The sequence below is a fragment of the Pseudocitrobacter sp. CD920760 genome, from assembly GCF_057782505.1.
In genome coordinates this window covers 693,613-710,204 of the sequence record NZ_CM173490.1, presented here as the reverse complement: position 1 = coordinate 710,204, position 16,592 = coordinate 693,613, and the positions used below count along the sequence as shown (strand labels likewise).

Below are 16,592 nucleotides of genomic sequence, written 5' to 3'. Positions count from 1 at the left end.
ATAACCTCTCATTTATTTATACAGCATCGTTCTTCTTTTATATATAAATCAATACAATCAGATATATTATCAAAATATGAAAAGATATTATTCCGACCTAATAATATTGCAGAATCACAGTATTCGTGTAGTGAACTTAAACTATGCGAAACCATCAAAAAACTCGCTTCCTTGTGCCGATCTTTAAACAGCTCCGCACACTTCTGCTTAAACCTGGCATCGCCTACTGCCGTCACTTCATCCACCAGATAATAATCAAACTTAAACGCCATACTTAATCCAAACCCCAGACGCGAACGCATCCCGGAAGAATAGGTTTTAATCGGCATATCAAAGTATTTCCCCAGCTCGGCGAACTCCTCAACAAAAGCGACCTTCTCTTTCAGCTCGTCGCGAGTGGCATACAGGCGCGCGACAAACTTCACGTTCTCTCGCCCGGTCAGGCTGCCCTGAAAACCACCCGCCAGCCCGACGGGCCAGGAGATGGTGCTGTCGGTGATAATTCGCCCGCTGTCGGGGCGGTCGATGCCGCCGATCATGCGCAGCAGCGTCGATTTCCCCGCACCGTTGCGACCAATGATCGCCACACTTTTGCCGCTCGGCAGTTCGATATTGAAATCTTTAAAAACGTAATGCCGCCCCTGCGGCGTGGGGTAGGATTTAGACAGGTTCTCGATACTGATCATGATGTGAGCATCGCCTCTTCGTTACGGCGATACACCGCCAGCCCGAGAAACAGCACTACCAGCGTACAAAATGCCAGATACGGCAGGTTCACGCCCTCGCTAACGTAGTTCGCCACCACGCATTCACGGCTCAGTTCGACGATGTGCACAATCGGGTTCCACAACAAATACGGCCAGTAATCGCGCGGAATGGCATGCAGGGGAAACATAATGCAGGAGACAAAATAGAGCGGCTTAATCAGGATCGGCAAAAACTTCTCCGTCTCCGGGAAGGCATTCCCAACCACCATAAAGATGAGCCCCACACCGCAGGAGAAAATCACCAGCAGCAACCAGGTGAGAATAAGCGTCACCAGGCGGGTAACTGCGAAGGTTTCTCCGGCAAAGCCGACGATGGTCATCAGTACAATGTACACGCAGCCGTAAATCAGGGTTTCAAGCAACGCGCGGGCGATGATGGTGTCCACCGGCCTGACGGGGCGATAGTTAAACAGCCCCTGGTTGGCTTCGATGGCGCCAATCGACCGTGTCGTTATATTGCTGAAAAGAAAGTACGGGATGATGCCGTTAATCAGAAATACGGGGAAAGAGATATCCGGCATCGTGCGATGCATAATAAAACCGAATACTGCCAGCATCACCAGCATATGCGCCGCCGGTTCCAGCACCGCCCAAAAATAGCCTAAACGGTATTTCCCGAATCGGGTTTTAATCTCACGCAGGAAGAGCGCGCTAACGGCAGCTCGTTGAACTTCAATACCACTTCTGGCCATGGTTTATCCGATAGTTGAATCAGGCACGCTACCGCCCCTGGCTTCAGGCTGCCAGAGCGCCGGTAATCATTAAAAGTGTGTGAAGGGAGGTATCAGGCGGGGAATGAGTGAGAGTGCAGTAGAAATCCATTTTCCATTGCAATTAATAAATCAACATCATTCCCTTGATGTATAATTCAGGAATATCCCAACGTGCGTAATGTAGACCTAAATAGAACAAGTTCCTATTCTATTGTGGCAATATAAACTAAATATTGATTTTAGTTTTTCTTAATAAATAAAATAGTGATGAGTTTAAATTGAATTATTTAATTAATATATATTTTCGGGTGAGGGTTTGGGGTTCGCGGCAGACAACGCGATTTAATCTGCCGCTATAATAGGTCGCTTTATCCCGCTTCGCCCATCAGTTGCTTCACCAGCTCTACGCAGCGCAGGAAGCGCGCATCGTAGTCCGCCTCTTCTACGTGTACGAACTCAATGTTGTTTTCCTTGAGCATCGATACCAGCAGCGACTGAAACTCTTTGCGATCGACAGAGCTGCCCAGGCTGCGTAGTCCGTCGTTGATCCACGGCGTGTTGTTCTCCAGCAGAATCACCAGGTCGAAACGGTATTCATCAATCATCGCCTGCACGAACGGATGCTCGCGGCCTTCATATTTTTTGCAGAACGCCTGGGTGCTAACAAAATCGGTATCGATAAAGGTCACTTTGTTGGCATATTTCACAGCAAAATCAATGTACTGCGCATGGCCGAGCGCAATTTTGTCGTAATCGGAATATTGCAGCGCCATCTCATCACCGCCCAGATGCGAGAAGACATAATCGCGGCCATACTCCCAGGCGCTGGAGGTGTTGAAGATATTGGCGAGCTTATTCACCAGCGTCGATTTACCGCTGGATTCGCCGCCAAGAATCGCTACCGTGCGCACAAAGAACGGCTTCACTTCGGTGGGGATGTACTCCCAGTAGCGGAACGGGTTCTCACGAATCTGCCCGCCGCTGATGTTCATGAAGGTTCGCTTCGGATCGACCAGCACGGTTTTGATGCCGAGATGTTCAATATACTGCGGGGCATCCAGCTCTTCGGAGGTGTAGATAACGTCGGGTTGAATGCCCTTCTCTTCCATAAAGGCTTTCATGCCGCGGCTCCACACATCCCAGCCGTGCGGGTAAGGCTCCATGCCTTCTTCATTGAAAGCGTGGATGCGAATGTTTTTCTGATATTTAAAGGTTTGCAGCAACCAACGCAGGCGGTCCGGGACGGTGGGCTGTTGCGACATGGCGCTCTGCTCAAACAGCGTGCGGTCGCGCACGTCGTCGTAACCCATGATGATATGCAGCTCGTCCACCTGGCTACAGGCGCGCTGAATCAGGTAGATGTGGCCGGTATGCAGCGGGTAGAACTTACCGAAGACCACGCCAACGGTCTTTTGCAGACGCGGGAACTCCAGGCCTAAAAAGCGATGCAGTGCTTCCAGTTTCTGCGCGCTTGGGCTTTTGATTTTGGCGTTCAACAACTGACTGAGGTAGCCCTTGGTCATGCCGCTGGCGTCAGCTACCTGCTGTAGCGTGCAACCTTTCTGACGGATCGCGGTTTTAAGATAGTCGAACGATGACACAAGAGCCTCCTGCTGATGGGGATAAACGATGGTAAAACAATTTTACGCCGTATCCGGCAACGGCGCCGAACTGCGCCTGATGGCGCTGCGCTTATCAGGCCTACGGGCTCGCCAGGCCGGATAAGGCGGTAGCCGCATCCGGCAACGGCACCGAACTGCGCCTGATGGCGCTGCGCTTATCAAGCCTACGGGATCGCCAGGCCGGATAAGGCGTTTACGCCGCCATCCGGCAACGGCGCGATGTTAATTATAAATCGTCAAAGACGTTTAGCGCATCCGCGAGTTTTTTCACGCCGAATACCTGCATGCCTTCGGGCGGCTTTTTCGGTACGTTCGCGGCAGGCACAATTGCGCGGCGGAAACCGTGTTTGGCCGCTTCGGAAATACGTTCCTGGCCGCTCGGCACCGGGCGAATTTCTCCGGCAAGGCCCACTTCACCAAATACCACGAGATCCTGCGGTAGCGGCCTGTCGCGCAGGCTGGAGACCATCGCCAGCAGCAGCGCCAGGTCGGCGCTGGTTTCGGTGACCTTCACGCCGCCGACAACGTTAACGAACACGTCTTGATCCGCCATCTGCAAACCGCCATGACGATGCAGCACCGCCAGCAGAATCGCCAGACGGTTCTGCTCCAGCCCAACAGCCACGCGACGCGGGTTCGACATCATCGAGTGATCCACCAGCGCCTGAATCTCAACCAGCAGCGGGCGCGTACCTTCCCACACCACCATTACCGAGCTGCCCGAGGTAACTTCATCGCCACGGCTCAGGAAAATAGCTGACGGGTTGCTGACTTCGCGCAGCCCCTGTTCGGTCATCGCGAACACGCCCAGTTCATTCACTGCGCCAAAACGGTTTTTATGGCTGCGCAGGGTGCGGAAGCGCGAATCAGCATCGCCGTCCAGCAGCACCGAGCAGTCGATACAGTGTTCCAGCACTTTCGGGCCCGCCAGCGAGCCATCTTTGGTCACGTGGCCAACCATCACAATCGCCACGCCGCGCGTTTTCGCAAACCGCGTCAGGTAAGCTGCGGTTTCGCGCACCTGTGCCACGCTGCCAGGCGATGACTGAATATCCGCCATGTGCATCACCTGAATGGAGTCGATAACCATCAGCTTCGGCTGCTCTTCCTCAGCAATCATGCAAATCTGTTCGATGCTGGTTTCTGACAGCATATTGAGATTGGCGGTCGGCAGGCCGAGACGATGCGCACGCATCGCCACCTGCTGTAATGACTCTTCGCCGGTGACGTACAGCGTTTTCATCTGCTCAGCGAGTTTACACAGCGTTTGCAGCAGCAGCGTTGATTTCCCGGCCCCAGGGTTACCGCCGATAAGAATCGCGCTCCCCGGCACCACGCCACCGCCCAGTACGCGGTCAAACTCTTTAAAACCGGTTGAGAAACGCGGCAGCTCTTCCAGACTGATATCCGACAGCTTCTGCACCTTCGACACGCCAGCGCTGCCCGCATAGCCGCTCAGACGTTCATTACGCGCAACGGTTGGAGAAGCCGCCACACCACGCACTTCGGTGATGGTATTCCAGGCCTGGCAGGCGCTGCACTGCCCCTGCCAGCGCGGATAATCCGCACCACATTCATTACAGACAAATGCGCGTTTTGGAGCTTTCGCCACGTTTTACCTCTTATTCCTGATTCAGGCTGCCCGTCAGAATGCACAGCACCCCAATCAGGTCAGCGTGACGGATGGTGACTTCCGTCTGTTCATTAACTTTCGGCTTGGCATGATAAGCGATACCCAGCCCAGCCGCTTTGATCATCGGCAGATCGTTCGCGCCATCGCCAATAGCGACGGTCTGATCTTTCGGAATATCATACTGTTCAGCAAGGCGCTGCAACGTATTGGCTTTATATTTCGCATCAACGATATCGCCTACCACTTCGCCCGTCAGCACGCCATCCATAATGCCCAGTTCGTTGGCGACCGCAGCAGTCAGACGCAGCTTATCGCGTAGATATTCCGCAAAGAAGGTAAAACCACCGGAGGCTATCGCCACTTTCCAGCCCAGCGATTCCAGCTTCAGTACCAGTTGGGTTAAGCCCGGCATTAATGGCAGATCGTCGCGGACCTGACGCAAAATATTGGCATCCGCGCCCTTAAGCGTCGCAACGCGCTGACGCAGGCTGGCGGCGAAGTCGAGTTCACCACGCATCGCGCGCTCGGTCACTTCAGAAACCAGCTCGCCGGTACCGGCCAGTTTGGCGATTTCATCAATGCATTCAATCTGAATAGCGGTGGAATCCATATCCATCACCAATAATCCAGGCGTACGCAGGTGTGGGATTTTCCCCAGCGGCGCAACATCCAGCCCAGCGTCGTGTGCCAGTTTGGTCGCGCGCGGCGTTAATGACCCGGCCAGGCGAATAACCTGATAATCTTCCACACACCAGGCCGCAACAATCACCATTGCCGCGCCCAGCTTGCGCTGATAAGAGGTTAACTGGGGTTTATCCAGCCCGCGTCCGTAGAGCAGCCAGCCGCTACGTCCGGCATGATAATCCAGTGGCATCACTTCATCGCCACTTAAAGAAAGCGGCAACCCAGGCCACAAGGAGACATCTTCAGGCAGGTCGCACCAGGTCAAACTGTTCGGCATTACAGCTCCACTCCACTTCATTAAGGCCAGGAAAATAACGCATGAGGCTACCTTGTAACCAGCGCTTCTGGCAACATTAAGCTGCAAATTTTCAAAGGTGGAATATGGTACGCGCAAAACTGAAATTTAGACTGCATCGCGCCGTGATTGTCCTGATATGCCTCGCACTTCTGGTGGCATTGATGCAAGGGGCGTCATGGTTCAGTCAACAACACCAGCAGCAGCGTAATCCGCAGCTTGAAGAACTGGCGCGCACGCTCGCCCGTCAGGTGGCGCTGAATCTTGCGCCGCTGGTGCGTAGTGAGACGCCAGATGAGAAAAAAGTCCGCCAGTTGCTCACGCAACTCACCGCTGAAAGCCGCATCCTTGACGCCGGGGTGTATGATGAGAAAGGCGACATGATCGCCCGCGCCGGCGAGAGCGTCGAACTGCGTGACCGTCTGGCGCTGGATGGCAAAAAAGCGGGCGGCTATTTCAATCAGCAAATCGTCGAACCCATTCAGGGCAAAAATGGGCCGCTGGGGTATTTACGTCTGACGCTCGACACCCATACGCTGCCAACAGAAGCCAAACAGGTCGATAACACCACCAATATTCTGCGCCTGATGCTGTTGCTGTCGCTTGCCATTGGCGTAGTGCTCACACGAACGCTGCTACAGGGTAAACGCACCCGCTGGCAACAATCACCCTTCCTTCTCACCGCCAATAAACCGGTACAGGAAGAGGAAGAAGAGAAAAAAGAGTAGAAAGGGAACTCAATATGGCCACTTTACGCCTGCTCCTCTCAGACTCATACGACCCCTGGTTTAACCTGGCGGTTGAAGAGTGTATTTTCCGTCAGATGCCCGCCACTCAGCGCGTGCTGTTCCTCTGGCGTAACGCCGATACCGTGGTCATTGGCCGCGCGCAAAACCCGTGGAAAGAGTGTAATACGCGGCGCATGGAAGAAGACAACGTGCGCCTGGCGCGTCGCAGCAGCGGCGGCGGCGCGGTGTTCCATGACCTCGGCAATACCTGTTTTACATTTATGGCGGGTAAACCGGAGTATGACAAAACCGTCTCAACCAGCATCGTGCTGGACGCGCTGAATTCGCTGGGCGCGGTGGCGGAAGCGTCCGGACGCAACGACCTCATCGTGAAAACGCCGGAGGGCGATCGCAAGGTGTCCGGTTCGGCCTATCGCGAGACCAAAGATCGCGGGTTCCATCACGGCACGCTGCTGCTCAACGCCGACCTCAGTCGTCTGGCGAACTACCTCAACCCGGATAAGAAAAAACTACAGGCGAAGGGCATTACCTCCGTGCGCGGGCGCGTGGCAAACCTCGTCGAACTGCTGCCGGGCGTGACGCATGAGCAAATTTGTACAGCGATTACGGAGGCGTTTTTCGCCCATTATGGCGAACGCGTAGACGCCGAGATTATCTCGCCGGATAAAACACCAGACCTGCCGAACTTTGCCGAGACGTTTGCGCGTCAAAGTAGCTGGGAGTGGAATTTCGGTCAGGCCCCGGTCTTTAGTCATCTGCTGGACGAACGCTTCACCTGGGGCGGCGTAGAGCTGCATTTCGACGTCGAAAAGGGGCACATCACCCGTACGCAGGTATTTACCGACAGTTTGAATCCTGCGCCGCTAGAAGCGCTGGCCGCGCGTTTGCAGGGGTGTTTGTATCGGGCGGATGTGTTACAGCAGGAGTGCGAAGCGCTGTTAGGTGATTTCCCGGAGCAGGAGAAAGAGTTGCGGGAGTTGTCAGCGTGGATTGCGGGGGCGGTGCGGTAATTATTGCCGGATGGCGGCTGCGCCTTATCCGGCCTACGAATCCGTGCGCGGTGTAGGCCCGGTAAGCGCAGCGCCACCGGGCGTTATTATCGCTCTCCGGTCCTGAATTCGTTGATATCCCCCGCCCAACCCGCCGGATAAATTCCCTCTCGCACATCGCGATGAAACGAGGAAAATGGCCAATCCTGAACACGTTTTACCCAACCGTGTTTTACCGGATTAATGTAGATGTAATCCACATGACGGCGATAATCTTCCTCATCGCGAATAGCATGTTCCCAAAAGCGAGGCTGCCAAACAGCGCCGCACATGATTGCTTTGGAGAAGCGTTTTTTAATCTCTCGCCAGCGTGCCGAAAAATCATATTCGTTCTGAGGGAGTGTCCAGATACAGTGAAGGTGTTCCGGCAGAACAACCCAGGCATCAATGTAAAAAGGTTTTTTCTGTTTAACGTCTTTCACCACAGATCTCAGGTCTGCAATATGGTTGACCAACAAATCAGTTTGCCGATTTTTCAAATTCACCGTGAAAAACCAGGTCCCGCCGTTGATGTAATAACGCCGATAGTTCGACATTTTGTTTATCTCCATAAACAAAAAATCAAACGTAGCGTGCAGAAAATAAAAAGCAATTGGGTGGGGAAATAACAGGAAGGGAGTTCGCAATTTCGCGGTAAAAATGCCGGATGGCGGCTGCGCCTTATCCGGCCTACACCGTAGGCCCGGTAAGCGAAGCGCCACCGGGCACCACAGGCACCTTACTCCTGGTCGCCCAGCAGTACAGATTCCAGCGCGATTTTGATCATGTCATTGAACGTGGTCTGACGTTCAGCGGCAGTGGTCTGCTCGTGGGTACGGATATGGTCAGACACGGTGCAGATGGTCAGCGCTTTCGCGCCAAACTCTGCTGCCACACCGTAGATGCCCGCCGCTTCCATCTCGATCCCCAGAATGCCGTATTTTTCCATCACGTCGAACATTTGCGGGTCCGGCGTGTAGAACAGGTCTGCGGAGAAGATGTTACCCACGCGCGCATCAACGCCCAGTGCTTTCGCTGCGTCTACCGCGTTACGCACCATACCGAAGTCAGCAATCGCTGCAAAGTCGTGATCTTTAAAGCGCAGACGGTTTACTTTAGAGTCGGTGCACGCGCCCATACCGATAACTACGTCACGCAGTTTTACGTCCGGGCGCACCGCGCCGCAGGAACCCACGCGAATGATTTTCTTCACACCGAAATCGGTGATCAGCTCTTTGGTGTAGATGGAGCAGGACGGGATACCCATGCCGTGGCCCATTACGGAGATTTTGCGGCCCTTGTAGGTACCGGTGAAGCCCAGCATGCCGCGAACGTTGTTCACTTCACGCACGTCTTCGAGGAAAGTTTCAGCAATGTGCTTCGCACGCAGCGGGTCGCCTGGCATCAAAACTACGTCAGCGAAATCGCCCATTTCTGCGTTAATGTGTGGGGTAGCCATCGTTTTATCCTTTTATTAATTGTTAATGCCCGATGGCGGCTACGCCTTATCGGGCCTACAAAAACAGAATCGTAGGCCCGGTAAGCGCAGCGCCACCGGGCAAGCAATCACAGCATGTTTTTACCGTATTCCATCGGTGACGTACCGAAGTACGTCGCCAGCGTCTGGCCGATATCCGCAAACGTTTCGCGGTGGCCGAGCGAACCCGGTTTCACTTTCGGGCCATAAACCAGTACCGGGATGTGTTCACGGGTATGGTCGGTGCCCTGCCAGCTTGGGTCGCAGCCGTGGTCAGCGGTCAGGATCAGAATGTCATCTTCCCCTACCAGCTCCATCAGCTCCGGCAGACGGCGGTCGAACAGCTCAAGACCCGCAGCATACCCCGCGATATCGCGACGGTGACCCCAGGAAGAGTCGAAATCAACGAAGTTAGTGAAGACAATGGTCTTATCGCCCGCTTCTTTCATCTCTTTGATGGTCGCGTCAAACAGCGCATCCAGCCCGGTGGCTTTCACTTTTTTGGTGATACCGCAGTTAGCGTAGATATCCGCGATTTTACCCACGGACACCACGTGGCCGTCTTTCTCATCAACCAGTTTCTGCAACACGGTCGGCGCTGGCGGTTCTACAGCCAGGTCGTGACGGTTGCCGGTACGCTGGAAGTTACCGGCTTTGTCGCCGATAAACGGACGCGCAATCACGCGGCCAATGTTGTAACCGCCTTCGGTCAGCTCTTCACGGGCGATTTCACACAGCTCGTAAAGTTTATCCAGGCCATACGTCTCTTCGTGGCAGGCAATCTGGAACACGGAGTCGGCGGAGGTGTAGAAAATCGGCTTACCGGTTTTCATGTGCTCTTCGCCCAGCTCGTCCAGAATCACGGTACCGGAAGAGTGGCAGTTACCCAGGTAACCCGGCAGGTTCGCGCGTTTTACCAGTTTATCCAGCAACTCCTGCGGGAAACTGTTTTGGTGGTCGCTAAAGTAGCCCCACTCGAACAGAACCGGCACGCCAGCGATTTCCCAGTGACCCGACGGGGTGTCTTTACCGGAAGAGAGTTCATGCGCCCACGCGTACGCGCCAACGACTTCTGCATTGCCGTCCATACCCGCGGCGATTTTACCGGTAGAACCCTCATGCGCTTTCACCAGGCCCAGGCGGGTCAGGTTAGGCAGGTTCAGCGGGCCTTTACGGCCATTGTCAGCCTCACCTTTGGCGCAGGCTTCTGCGATATGGCCCATTGTATCCGCACCGACATCGCCAAAGCGGTCGGCATCTTCAGTTGCGCCGATACCAAAGGAGTCCAGCACCATAATAAATGCACGTTTCATCTTGTTCTCCATACATCTTGCGCTGCAAAAAAGCGATCAGATCAGTATATCGCTATTCAGTGATTCGACGATAGACTGTCGGTGTAATTTCTGGCGCTTTGTCGTCAAGGCGAATGGCCGCTTTGACGGCTTTCGCCGCTTCCTGCCAGCTGTTTTCATCTTTCGCGTGAATGACCGCCAGCGGACGCTGTCCGTCAACGCTGTCACCCAGACGAATCATGTCGGTCAGGCCGACGCTGTAATCGAGTGTATCGGAAGCCTGGCGGCGTCCGCCGCCCATCGCCACCACCGCCATACCGAGCGCGCGGGTATCCATCGCGCCGACAAAGCCTTCGGTGTCAGCATATACCGCTTTGCTGAGCATCGCGGTCGGCAGGTATTTCGCGTAGTTTTCCACGAAATCAGTCGGGCCTTTCTGCGCTGCCACCATCCGGCCAAATACGTCTGCCGCTTTGCCGTTATCCAGCACCGCCTGCAATTTGGCGCGTGCTTCTGCGTCGTCTTTGGCAAGCTTGCCGGAAATCAGCATTTCCACGCACAATGCCATGGTGACGTCAAACAGACGCGGGTTGCGATATTCGCCGGTCAGGAACTGCACCGCTTCGCGTACTTCGACGGCGTTACCCGCACTGGAAGCCAGCACCTGGTTCATGTCGGTCAGCAGCGCGGTTGTGCGCACGCCTGCGCCGTTGGCCACGCCAACAATCGCTTCGGCCAGCGCCTGAGAAAGTTCGTAGGTCGGCATAAATGCGCCGCTGCCCACTTTCACATCCATCACCAGCGCATCGATACCTTCAGCCAGTTTTTTGGCGAGGATGGACGCGGTGATAAGCGGAATGGAGTCCACCGTCGCGGTAATGTCGCGCGTGGCATAAAAACGTTTATCCGCCGGTGCGAGCGAGCTGGTCTGCCCAATGATCGCCACACCCACGTCTTTAATAATTTCACGGAAACGGTCATCGCTTGGGAAAATATCAAACCCAGGGATCGCTTCCAGTTTGTCCAGCGTACCGCCGGTATGCCCCAGGCCACGCCCGGAGATCATCGGAATGTAGCCACCACATGCGGCAACCATCGGCCCCAGCATCAGTGAAGTGACATCGCCTACACCGCCGGTGGAATGTTTATCAACAATCGGGCCATTAAGGTTAAGGCTTTTCCAGTCCAGAACGGTTCCTGAATCACGCATGGCCATGGTCAGCGAGACGCGCTCTTCAATAGCCATATCGTGGAAGAAAATGGTCATCGCCAGAGCAGCAATTTGCCCTTCTGAAATGGTGTTATCGCGAATGCCATTGATAAAGAAACGAATCTCTTCGTCGCTTAATGCGTGACCATCGCGTTTTTTACGAATGATTTCTTGTGCGAGAAACAAGGTAACCTCCCTGAGGAAAAGAGTATGAAGGCGGTTTTTGCCCGTCAGCATTGCCGGATGGCGGCTGTCGCCATATCCGGCCTACGAGACGTAACTACCCGTAGGCCTGATAAGCGCAGCGCATCAGGCGCAAAGCATCTTACTTAGTAGCTGCTTGCGCTTTTACCGTCGCCGTGACCGAGTGCTTTCAGCAGGCTCGCCAGCAGGCTGGATGCGCCGAAACGGTAGTGGCGGGAATCCGCCCAATCTGCGCCGAACAGTTCGTCGGCAATCGCCAGGAACTGCTGTGCGTCTTCCGCACTGCGTACGCCGCCCGCCGGTTTGAAACCAACGGTTTTAGATACGCCCATATCACGGATCACTTCCATCATGATGCGCGCGCTTTCCGGGGTGGCGTTAACCGGCACTTTACCGGTAGACGTTTTGATGAAGTCCGCGCCCGCTTTAATCGCGATTTCAGACGCTTTACGAATCAGCGCTTCTTCTTTCAGTTCGCCGGTTTCGATGATCACTTTCAGCAGTACGTTTGCCGCAGCACAGGCGTCTTTACAGGCTTTCACCAGGTCGAAGCCAACCTGCTCGTTGCCAGCAATCAGTGCGCGGTACGGGAAGACCACGTCAACTTCGTCAGCACCGTAGGCGATTGCCGCGCGGGTTTCAGCCAGCGCAATATCGATATCGTCGTTACCGTGCGGGAAGTTAGTGACGGTGGCGATGCGGATATCCGGCGTGCCCTGCTCGTTCAGGGTTTTACGCGCAATCGGGATAAAACGCGGGTAGATGCAGACCGCTGCCGTGTTGCCGACCGGGGTTTTCGCCTGATGACACAGCGCAATCACTTTCGCATCAGTGTCGTCTTCATTCAGGGTGGTCAGGTCCATCAGTTTTAATGCACGCAGGCTGCTTGCCGTTAAATCAGTCATTTTGTTCTCCGACTTTAAAATTTCACCTTGCGGGTATGTGACTATTGTAACACCGACCCGCACTCACACTTCGACACTCATCACAGTTAATGAAACACACCTAAAAGTTTGCATAACCATAATGAGACATTAATCAAACTTCTCATTCTTTCAGCGCAAGAAAACACGTGGATCGCCGTATGGGATCAAAAGATCGCTACGCGCTTTTTCCTACACTTCGCCCATCTCTCGCCTGAGGAACACACCATGCCAACATCAACCTCTTCATCGGTGCTGCAACAGTGCCAGAAAATTGTGACAAGCCCTGTTTTAAGCCCGGAACAGAAACGCCATTTTCTGGCGCTGGAGGCGGAAAACGCACTGCCTTATCCGGCGCTGACGCCCGCTGCGCAAGCCGCGCTGGCGGAGGGCGTTATCTGCGATATGTTCGAAGGTCATGCCCCTTATAAACCGCGTTACGTGCTGCCGGACTACGCGCGTTTTCTGGCACACGGTTCAGAATGGCTGGAGCTGGAAGGCGCTCAGGATTTAGACGATGCGCTCTCTTTGCTCACCATTCTTTATCACCACGTTCCTTCCGTCACCGCCATGCCGGTGTTCCTCGGTCATCTTGATGCGCTTCTGATGCCGTATGTTAGAATTCTAACACAAGAAGAAATCAATAGCCGAATAAAACGTTTCTGGCGCTATCTCGATCGCACGCTCCCGGATGCCTTCACACATGTGAATATTGGCCCCGCCGACACACCAATAACGCGCGCCATTCTCCGTGCAGATGCTGAACTGAAGCAGGTCGCGCCGAATCTCACCTTTATCTACGATCCGAAAATCACCCCAGACGATCTGCTGCTGGAAGTCAGCAAAAATATCTGCGAGTGCAGCAAACCCCACATCGCCAACGGACCGATAAATGATAATATTTTCACAAAAGGTCACTATGGCATCGTGAGCTGTTACAACAGCCTGCCAATGGCGGGCGGCGGCAGTACGCTGGTACGCCTCAATTTGCAGGAGGTGGCAAAGCGCAGCGCCTCAACTGAAGCGTTCTTTAGCCAGACGCTGCCGCACTACTGCCAGCAGCAAATCGACATCATCGACGCCCGCTGCGCCTTCCTCTATGAGCAGTCGCACTTCTTTGATCATAGCTTCCTGGTGGCAGAAGGTCTGATCGACCCCGATCGTTTTGTGCCCATGTTTGGCATCTACGCGCTGGCAGAAGCGGTCAATATTCTCTGCGAGAAAGACGGTCTTAGCGCCCGCTATGGCAAAGATCCTCAGGCCAACGCGCTGGGCTATCGCATCAGTGAACAACTCGCGGAATTTGTCGCGAACACCCCCGTACGCTATGGCTGGCAGCAGCGTGCGATGCTGCATGCGCAATCGGGGATCAGCTCCGATATCGGCACCACGCCGGGTGCGCGTCTGCCTTACGGCGATGAGCCCGATCCGGTGAGTCATCTGCTGGCGGTTGCGCCGCATCACGCGCATTATCCGGCAGGGATCAGCGATATCCTGACGCTCGATGAAACGGTGAAACGTAATCCGCAGGCGGTGATGCAGCTTTGCCTGGGCGCGTTTAAGGTTGGGATGCGTGAGTTTAGCGCTAACGTCAGCGGTAACGATCTGGTTCGCGTCACGGGCTACATGGTGCGTTTGTCAGATCTGGAAAAGTACCGCGCCGATGGCTCGCGGACGAATACCACCTGGCTGGGTGAAGAAGCCGCGCGCAATACGCGCATTCTGGAACGCCAACCGCGAGTGGTCAGCCATGAACAGCAGATGCGCTTTAGTCAGTAAAATCATCCCCTTCTCGTGCGTGGATGGGCCAGGTAGCCGCCTGGCCCTGTTCCTGCAAGGGTGTAATCTGCGCTGTAAAAACTGCCATAACCCATGGACGATGGGCCGTTGTAACGATTGTGGCGAATGCGTGCTGCACTGCCCGCACGAGGCGCTTTCTGTTCAGAGTGGACGCGTTTACTGGCAGGAGGATGCCTGTCAGCAATGCGACACCTGCCTGCAAATGTGCCCTCAGCAGGCAACGCCGATGGCCCAACTCTGGAGCATAGATCAGATTCTCCAGCAGATTACCCGCGCCGCGCCGTTTATTGAGGGCATCACCGTCAGCGGCGGCGAGGCCACCACGCAGTTACCGTTCGTCTGCGCGCTGTTTGAACAGATTCGCCAGTCGCCGGCCTTGCGCCATCTCACCTGCCTGCTAGACAGCAACGGCGAGCTGTCTACCGCTGGCTGGGAAAAATTGCGTCCGCTGTGCGACGGCGTGATGGTTGATTTAAAAGCCTGGGGTGAAACCACGCATCAGTCGCTGACCGGGCGAAGCAATCAACGCATCAAAGTGAGCATTCGCTGGCTGGCAGAGCGTGGCCTACTGGCGGAATTGCGTTTGCTGGTTATTCCGCAACAAACTGATTATCTGAAAGAAATAGAGGCGCTAAGCGCATTTATTCGCGATCTGGGTAAGGTGCCGGTGCGGCTGAATGCGTTTCATGCGTATGGGGTATACGGCGAGGCAAAAACGTGGCGCAGCGCCGGGCCAGACGATATTGAAGCGCTGGCGCAGGCGCTGCGGGCCAGAGGGATAACGCAGATTATCCCTCCGGCGCTGTATTTATAGTGCGAGGAATACCCCGGCGATGGTGGCGCTCATCAGGTTCGAGAGCGTCCCCGCCGCTACCGCGCGCAGGCCAAGCTGGGCGATATCCTGGCGACGGCTCGGTGCCATGCCGCCTAATCCGCCAATCAGAATCGCAATTGACGACAGGTTAGCAAAGCCGCAAAGGGCAAACGAAATAATCGCCTTCGAATGCGCAGAAATGACCTGTAACCCGGCAGCGGCCACTTCAGCATCCGGCTTCAGGTATGCGCCGAAGTTCATGTAAGCCACGAATTCGTTAATGATCAGTTTCTGGCCGATAAACGACCCCGCCACCATGGCTTCGCTCCACGGCACACCAATCACCCACGCCAGCGGTGAGAAGACCCAGCCGAGGATCATTTGCAGCGATAAATCCGGATGGTTAAACCAGCCGCCAATCCCGGAGAGCATGCCGTTCAGCAAGGCAATCAGGGCAATAAACGCCAGCAGCATTGCGCCCACATTTAACGCCAGTTGCATACCCGACGCAGCACCAGACGCCGCAGCATCCAGCACGTTCGCCGGGGCATCCGGGTTATCCGTTTCGGCTTCCAGGTTCGGTGAGTCGTGCGGTTTTTCCGTCTCCGGCACAATGATTTTCGCGAACAGCAGGCCACCCGGAGCCGCCATGAAAGACGCGGCAATCAGGTACTCCAGCGGCACGCCCATCTGCGCGTAGCCAGCCAGCACAGAACCCGCCACCGACGCCAGGCCGCCACACATCACCGCGAACAGTTCAGAACGCGTCATGGTAGCAATATACGGACGCACCACCAGCGGGGCTTCGGTTTGCCCGACGAAAATATTCGCCGTCGCGGAGAGCGATTCCGTACGCGACGTTTTCAACACGGCACGCAGCGCACCGCCCAGAATACGGATCACGAACTGCATAATGCCGAGATAGTAGAGCACCGCAATCAGCGAGGAGAAGAAGACGATAACCGGCAGCACGCGCAGCGCGAAAACAAAGCCGCCACCGCCGAAGACTTCAAACATTTTATCGGATACCAGCCCACCAAACAGGAAGCCGATACCTTCGTTACCGTAAGCGATGACGTTCGCCACGCCCTCGGACATCGCCAGCAGCACCTTGCGGCCGGCGGGAACATAGAGGATAAGCGCACCAATTCCGACCTGAATTAACCAGGCACCCAGCACGGTACGGAGATTGATCGCTCGACGGTTATTGGAGAGTAGTAAGGCAATGGCAAGCAGCACCACCATGCCGATGAGTCCCATGAGGATTTGCATACAGAGTCCCTGTGTATTGAAATTTATAATAAGCGCAGCGTATATAACGCGCCCTGATTATAACGTCCAGGCACTATCCTTCTCGCACGACATCACAACTTTTACGCAA

At 54.9% G+C, this 16,592-nt stretch carries 15 protein-coding genes; 4 read left to right on the top strand and 11 right to left on the bottom strand.

What is annotated here, in order from left to right:
* Window positions 1–8: 8 nt before the first annotated feature.
* The 5 genes from AC1MKH_RS03265 to serB form a co-directional block, all read right to left on the bottom strand.
* Complete coding sequence (locus AC1MKH_RS03265) at window positions 9–686, bottom strand: ABC transporter ATP-binding protein (protein WP_276221882.1); 678 nt, start codon at window positions 684–686, stop codon at window positions 9–11.
* Window positions 683–1,459: an ABC transporter permease gene (locus AC1MKH_RS03260; protein WP_276221879.1), complete on the bottom strand. Its 777-nt coding sequence runs from the start codon at window positions 1,457–1,459 to the stop codon at window positions 683–685. The genes AC1MKH_RS03265 and AC1MKH_RS03260 overlap by 4 nt, the downstream gene beginning before the upstream one ends.
* Window positions 1,460–1,848: 389 nt before the next feature.
* Window positions 1,849–3,081 carry a multifunctional transcriptional regulator/nicotinamide-nucleotide adenylyltransferase/ribosylnicotinamide kinase NadR gene (gene nadR / locus AC1MKH_RS03255; protein ID WP_108475582.1) on the bottom strand — a complete coding sequence of 411 codons (1,233 nt, stop codon included), beginning with the start codon at window positions 3,079–3,081 and terminating at the stop codon, window positions 1,849–1,851.
* Window positions 3,082–3,328: 247 nt separating this feature from the next.
* On the bottom strand, window positions 3,329–4,714 hold the full coding sequence (gene radA, locus AC1MKH_RS03250) for a DNA repair protein RadA (protein WP_276221876.1): 1,386 nt from the start codon (window positions 4,712–4,714) through the stop codon (window positions 3,329–3,331).
* A 10-nt stretch (window positions 4,715–4,724) separates the two neighbouring features.
* Complete coding sequence (serB, locus tag AC1MKH_RS03245; RefSeq protein WP_276221874.1) at window positions 4,725–5,696, bottom strand: phosphoserine phosphatase; 972 nt, start codon at window positions 5,694–5,696, stop codon at window positions 4,725–4,727.
* Window positions 5,697–5,800: 104 nt separating this feature from the next.
* Here serB and AC1MKH_RS03240 point away from each other — a divergent pair, with 104 nt between their 5' ends.
* Together AC1MKH_RS03240 and lplA are read left to right on the top strand one after the other, a co-directional pair.
* Entirely contained in the window at window positions 5,801–6,442 is a 642-nt protein-coding gene (locus AC1MKH_RS03240; protein ID WP_015966018.1) for a YtjB family periplasmic protein, read from the top strand.
* A 14-nt stretch (window positions 6,443–6,456) separates the two neighbouring features.
* Window positions 6,457–7,473: a lipoate--protein ligase gene (gene lplA, locus AC1MKH_RS03235; RefSeq protein WP_276221870.1), complete on the top strand. Its 1,017-nt coding sequence runs from the start codon at window positions 6,457–6,459 to the stop codon at window positions 7,471–7,473.
* Window positions 7,474–7,559: 86 nt separating this feature from the next.
* Here lplA and AC1MKH_RS03230 read toward each other — a convergent pair whose 3' ends face one another.
* The 5 genes from AC1MKH_RS03230 to deoC all read right to left on the bottom strand — a co-directional run bounded on the left by AC1MKH_RS03230 (window position 7,560) and on the right by deoC (window position 12,579).
* A complete protein-coding gene (locus AC1MKH_RS03230) occupies window positions 7,560–8,048 on the bottom strand; it encodes an REP-associated tyrosine transposase (protein WP_276221868.1) in 489 nt (162 codons plus the stop codon).
* Window positions 8,049–8,230: 182 nt separating this feature from the next.
* Window positions 8,231–8,950 carry a purine-nucleoside phosphorylase gene (gene deoD / locus AC1MKH_RS03225; protein WP_015966021.1) on the bottom strand — a complete coding sequence of 240 codons (720 nt, stop codon included), beginning with the start codon at window positions 8,948–8,950 and terminating at the stop codon, window positions 8,231–8,233.
* A 107-nt stretch (window positions 8,951–9,057) separates the two neighbouring features.
* Window positions 9,058–10,281 carry a phosphopentomutase gene (deoB, locus tag AC1MKH_RS03220; RefSeq protein ID WP_276221865.1) on the bottom strand — a complete coding sequence of 408 codons (1,224 nt, stop codon included), beginning with the start codon at window positions 10,279–10,281 and terminating at the stop codon, window positions 9,058–9,060.
* A 52-nt stretch (window positions 10,282–10,333) separates the two neighbouring features.
* Window positions 10,334–11,656: a thymidine phosphorylase gene (gene deoA, locus AC1MKH_RS03215; RefSeq protein WP_276221863.1), complete on the bottom strand. Its 1,323-nt coding sequence runs from the start codon at window positions 11,654–11,656 to the stop codon at window positions 10,334–10,336.
* 143 nt (window positions 11,657–11,799) lie between these two features.
* A complete protein-coding gene (deoC, locus tag AC1MKH_RS03210; protein WP_276221861.1) occupies window positions 11,800–12,579 on the bottom strand; it encodes a deoxyribose-phosphate aldolase in 780 nt (259 codons plus the stop codon).
* Between the two features lie 246 nt (window positions 12,580–12,825).
* Here deoC and AC1MKH_RS03205 point away from each other — a divergent pair, with 246 nt between their 5' ends.
* A complete protein-coding gene (locus tag AC1MKH_RS03205) occupies window positions 12,826–14,376 on the top strand; it encodes a YjjI family glycine radical enzyme (RefSeq protein ID WP_276221859.1) in 1,551 nt (516 codons plus the stop codon).
* Complete coding sequence (locus tag AC1MKH_RS03200; protein WP_276221857.1) at window positions 14,348–15,211, top strand: YjjW family glycine radical enzyme activase; 864 nt, start codon at window positions 14,348–14,350, stop codon at window positions 15,209–15,211. Before AC1MKH_RS03205 ends, AC1MKH_RS03200 begins: the two co-directional genes overlap by 29 nt.
* Here AC1MKH_RS03200 and AC1MKH_RS03195 read toward each other — a convergent pair.
* The gene (locus AC1MKH_RS03195; RefSeq protein WP_276221854.1) at window positions 15,206–16,483 is read right to left on the bottom strand and encodes a NupC/NupG family nucleoside CNT transporter; all 1,278 of its coding nucleotides are present in this window, start codon (window positions 16,481–16,483) and stop codon (window positions 15,206–15,208) included. The genes AC1MKH_RS03200 and AC1MKH_RS03195 overlap by 6 nt on opposite strands.
* Between the last annotated feature and the right edge of the window lie 109 nt (window positions 16,484–16,592).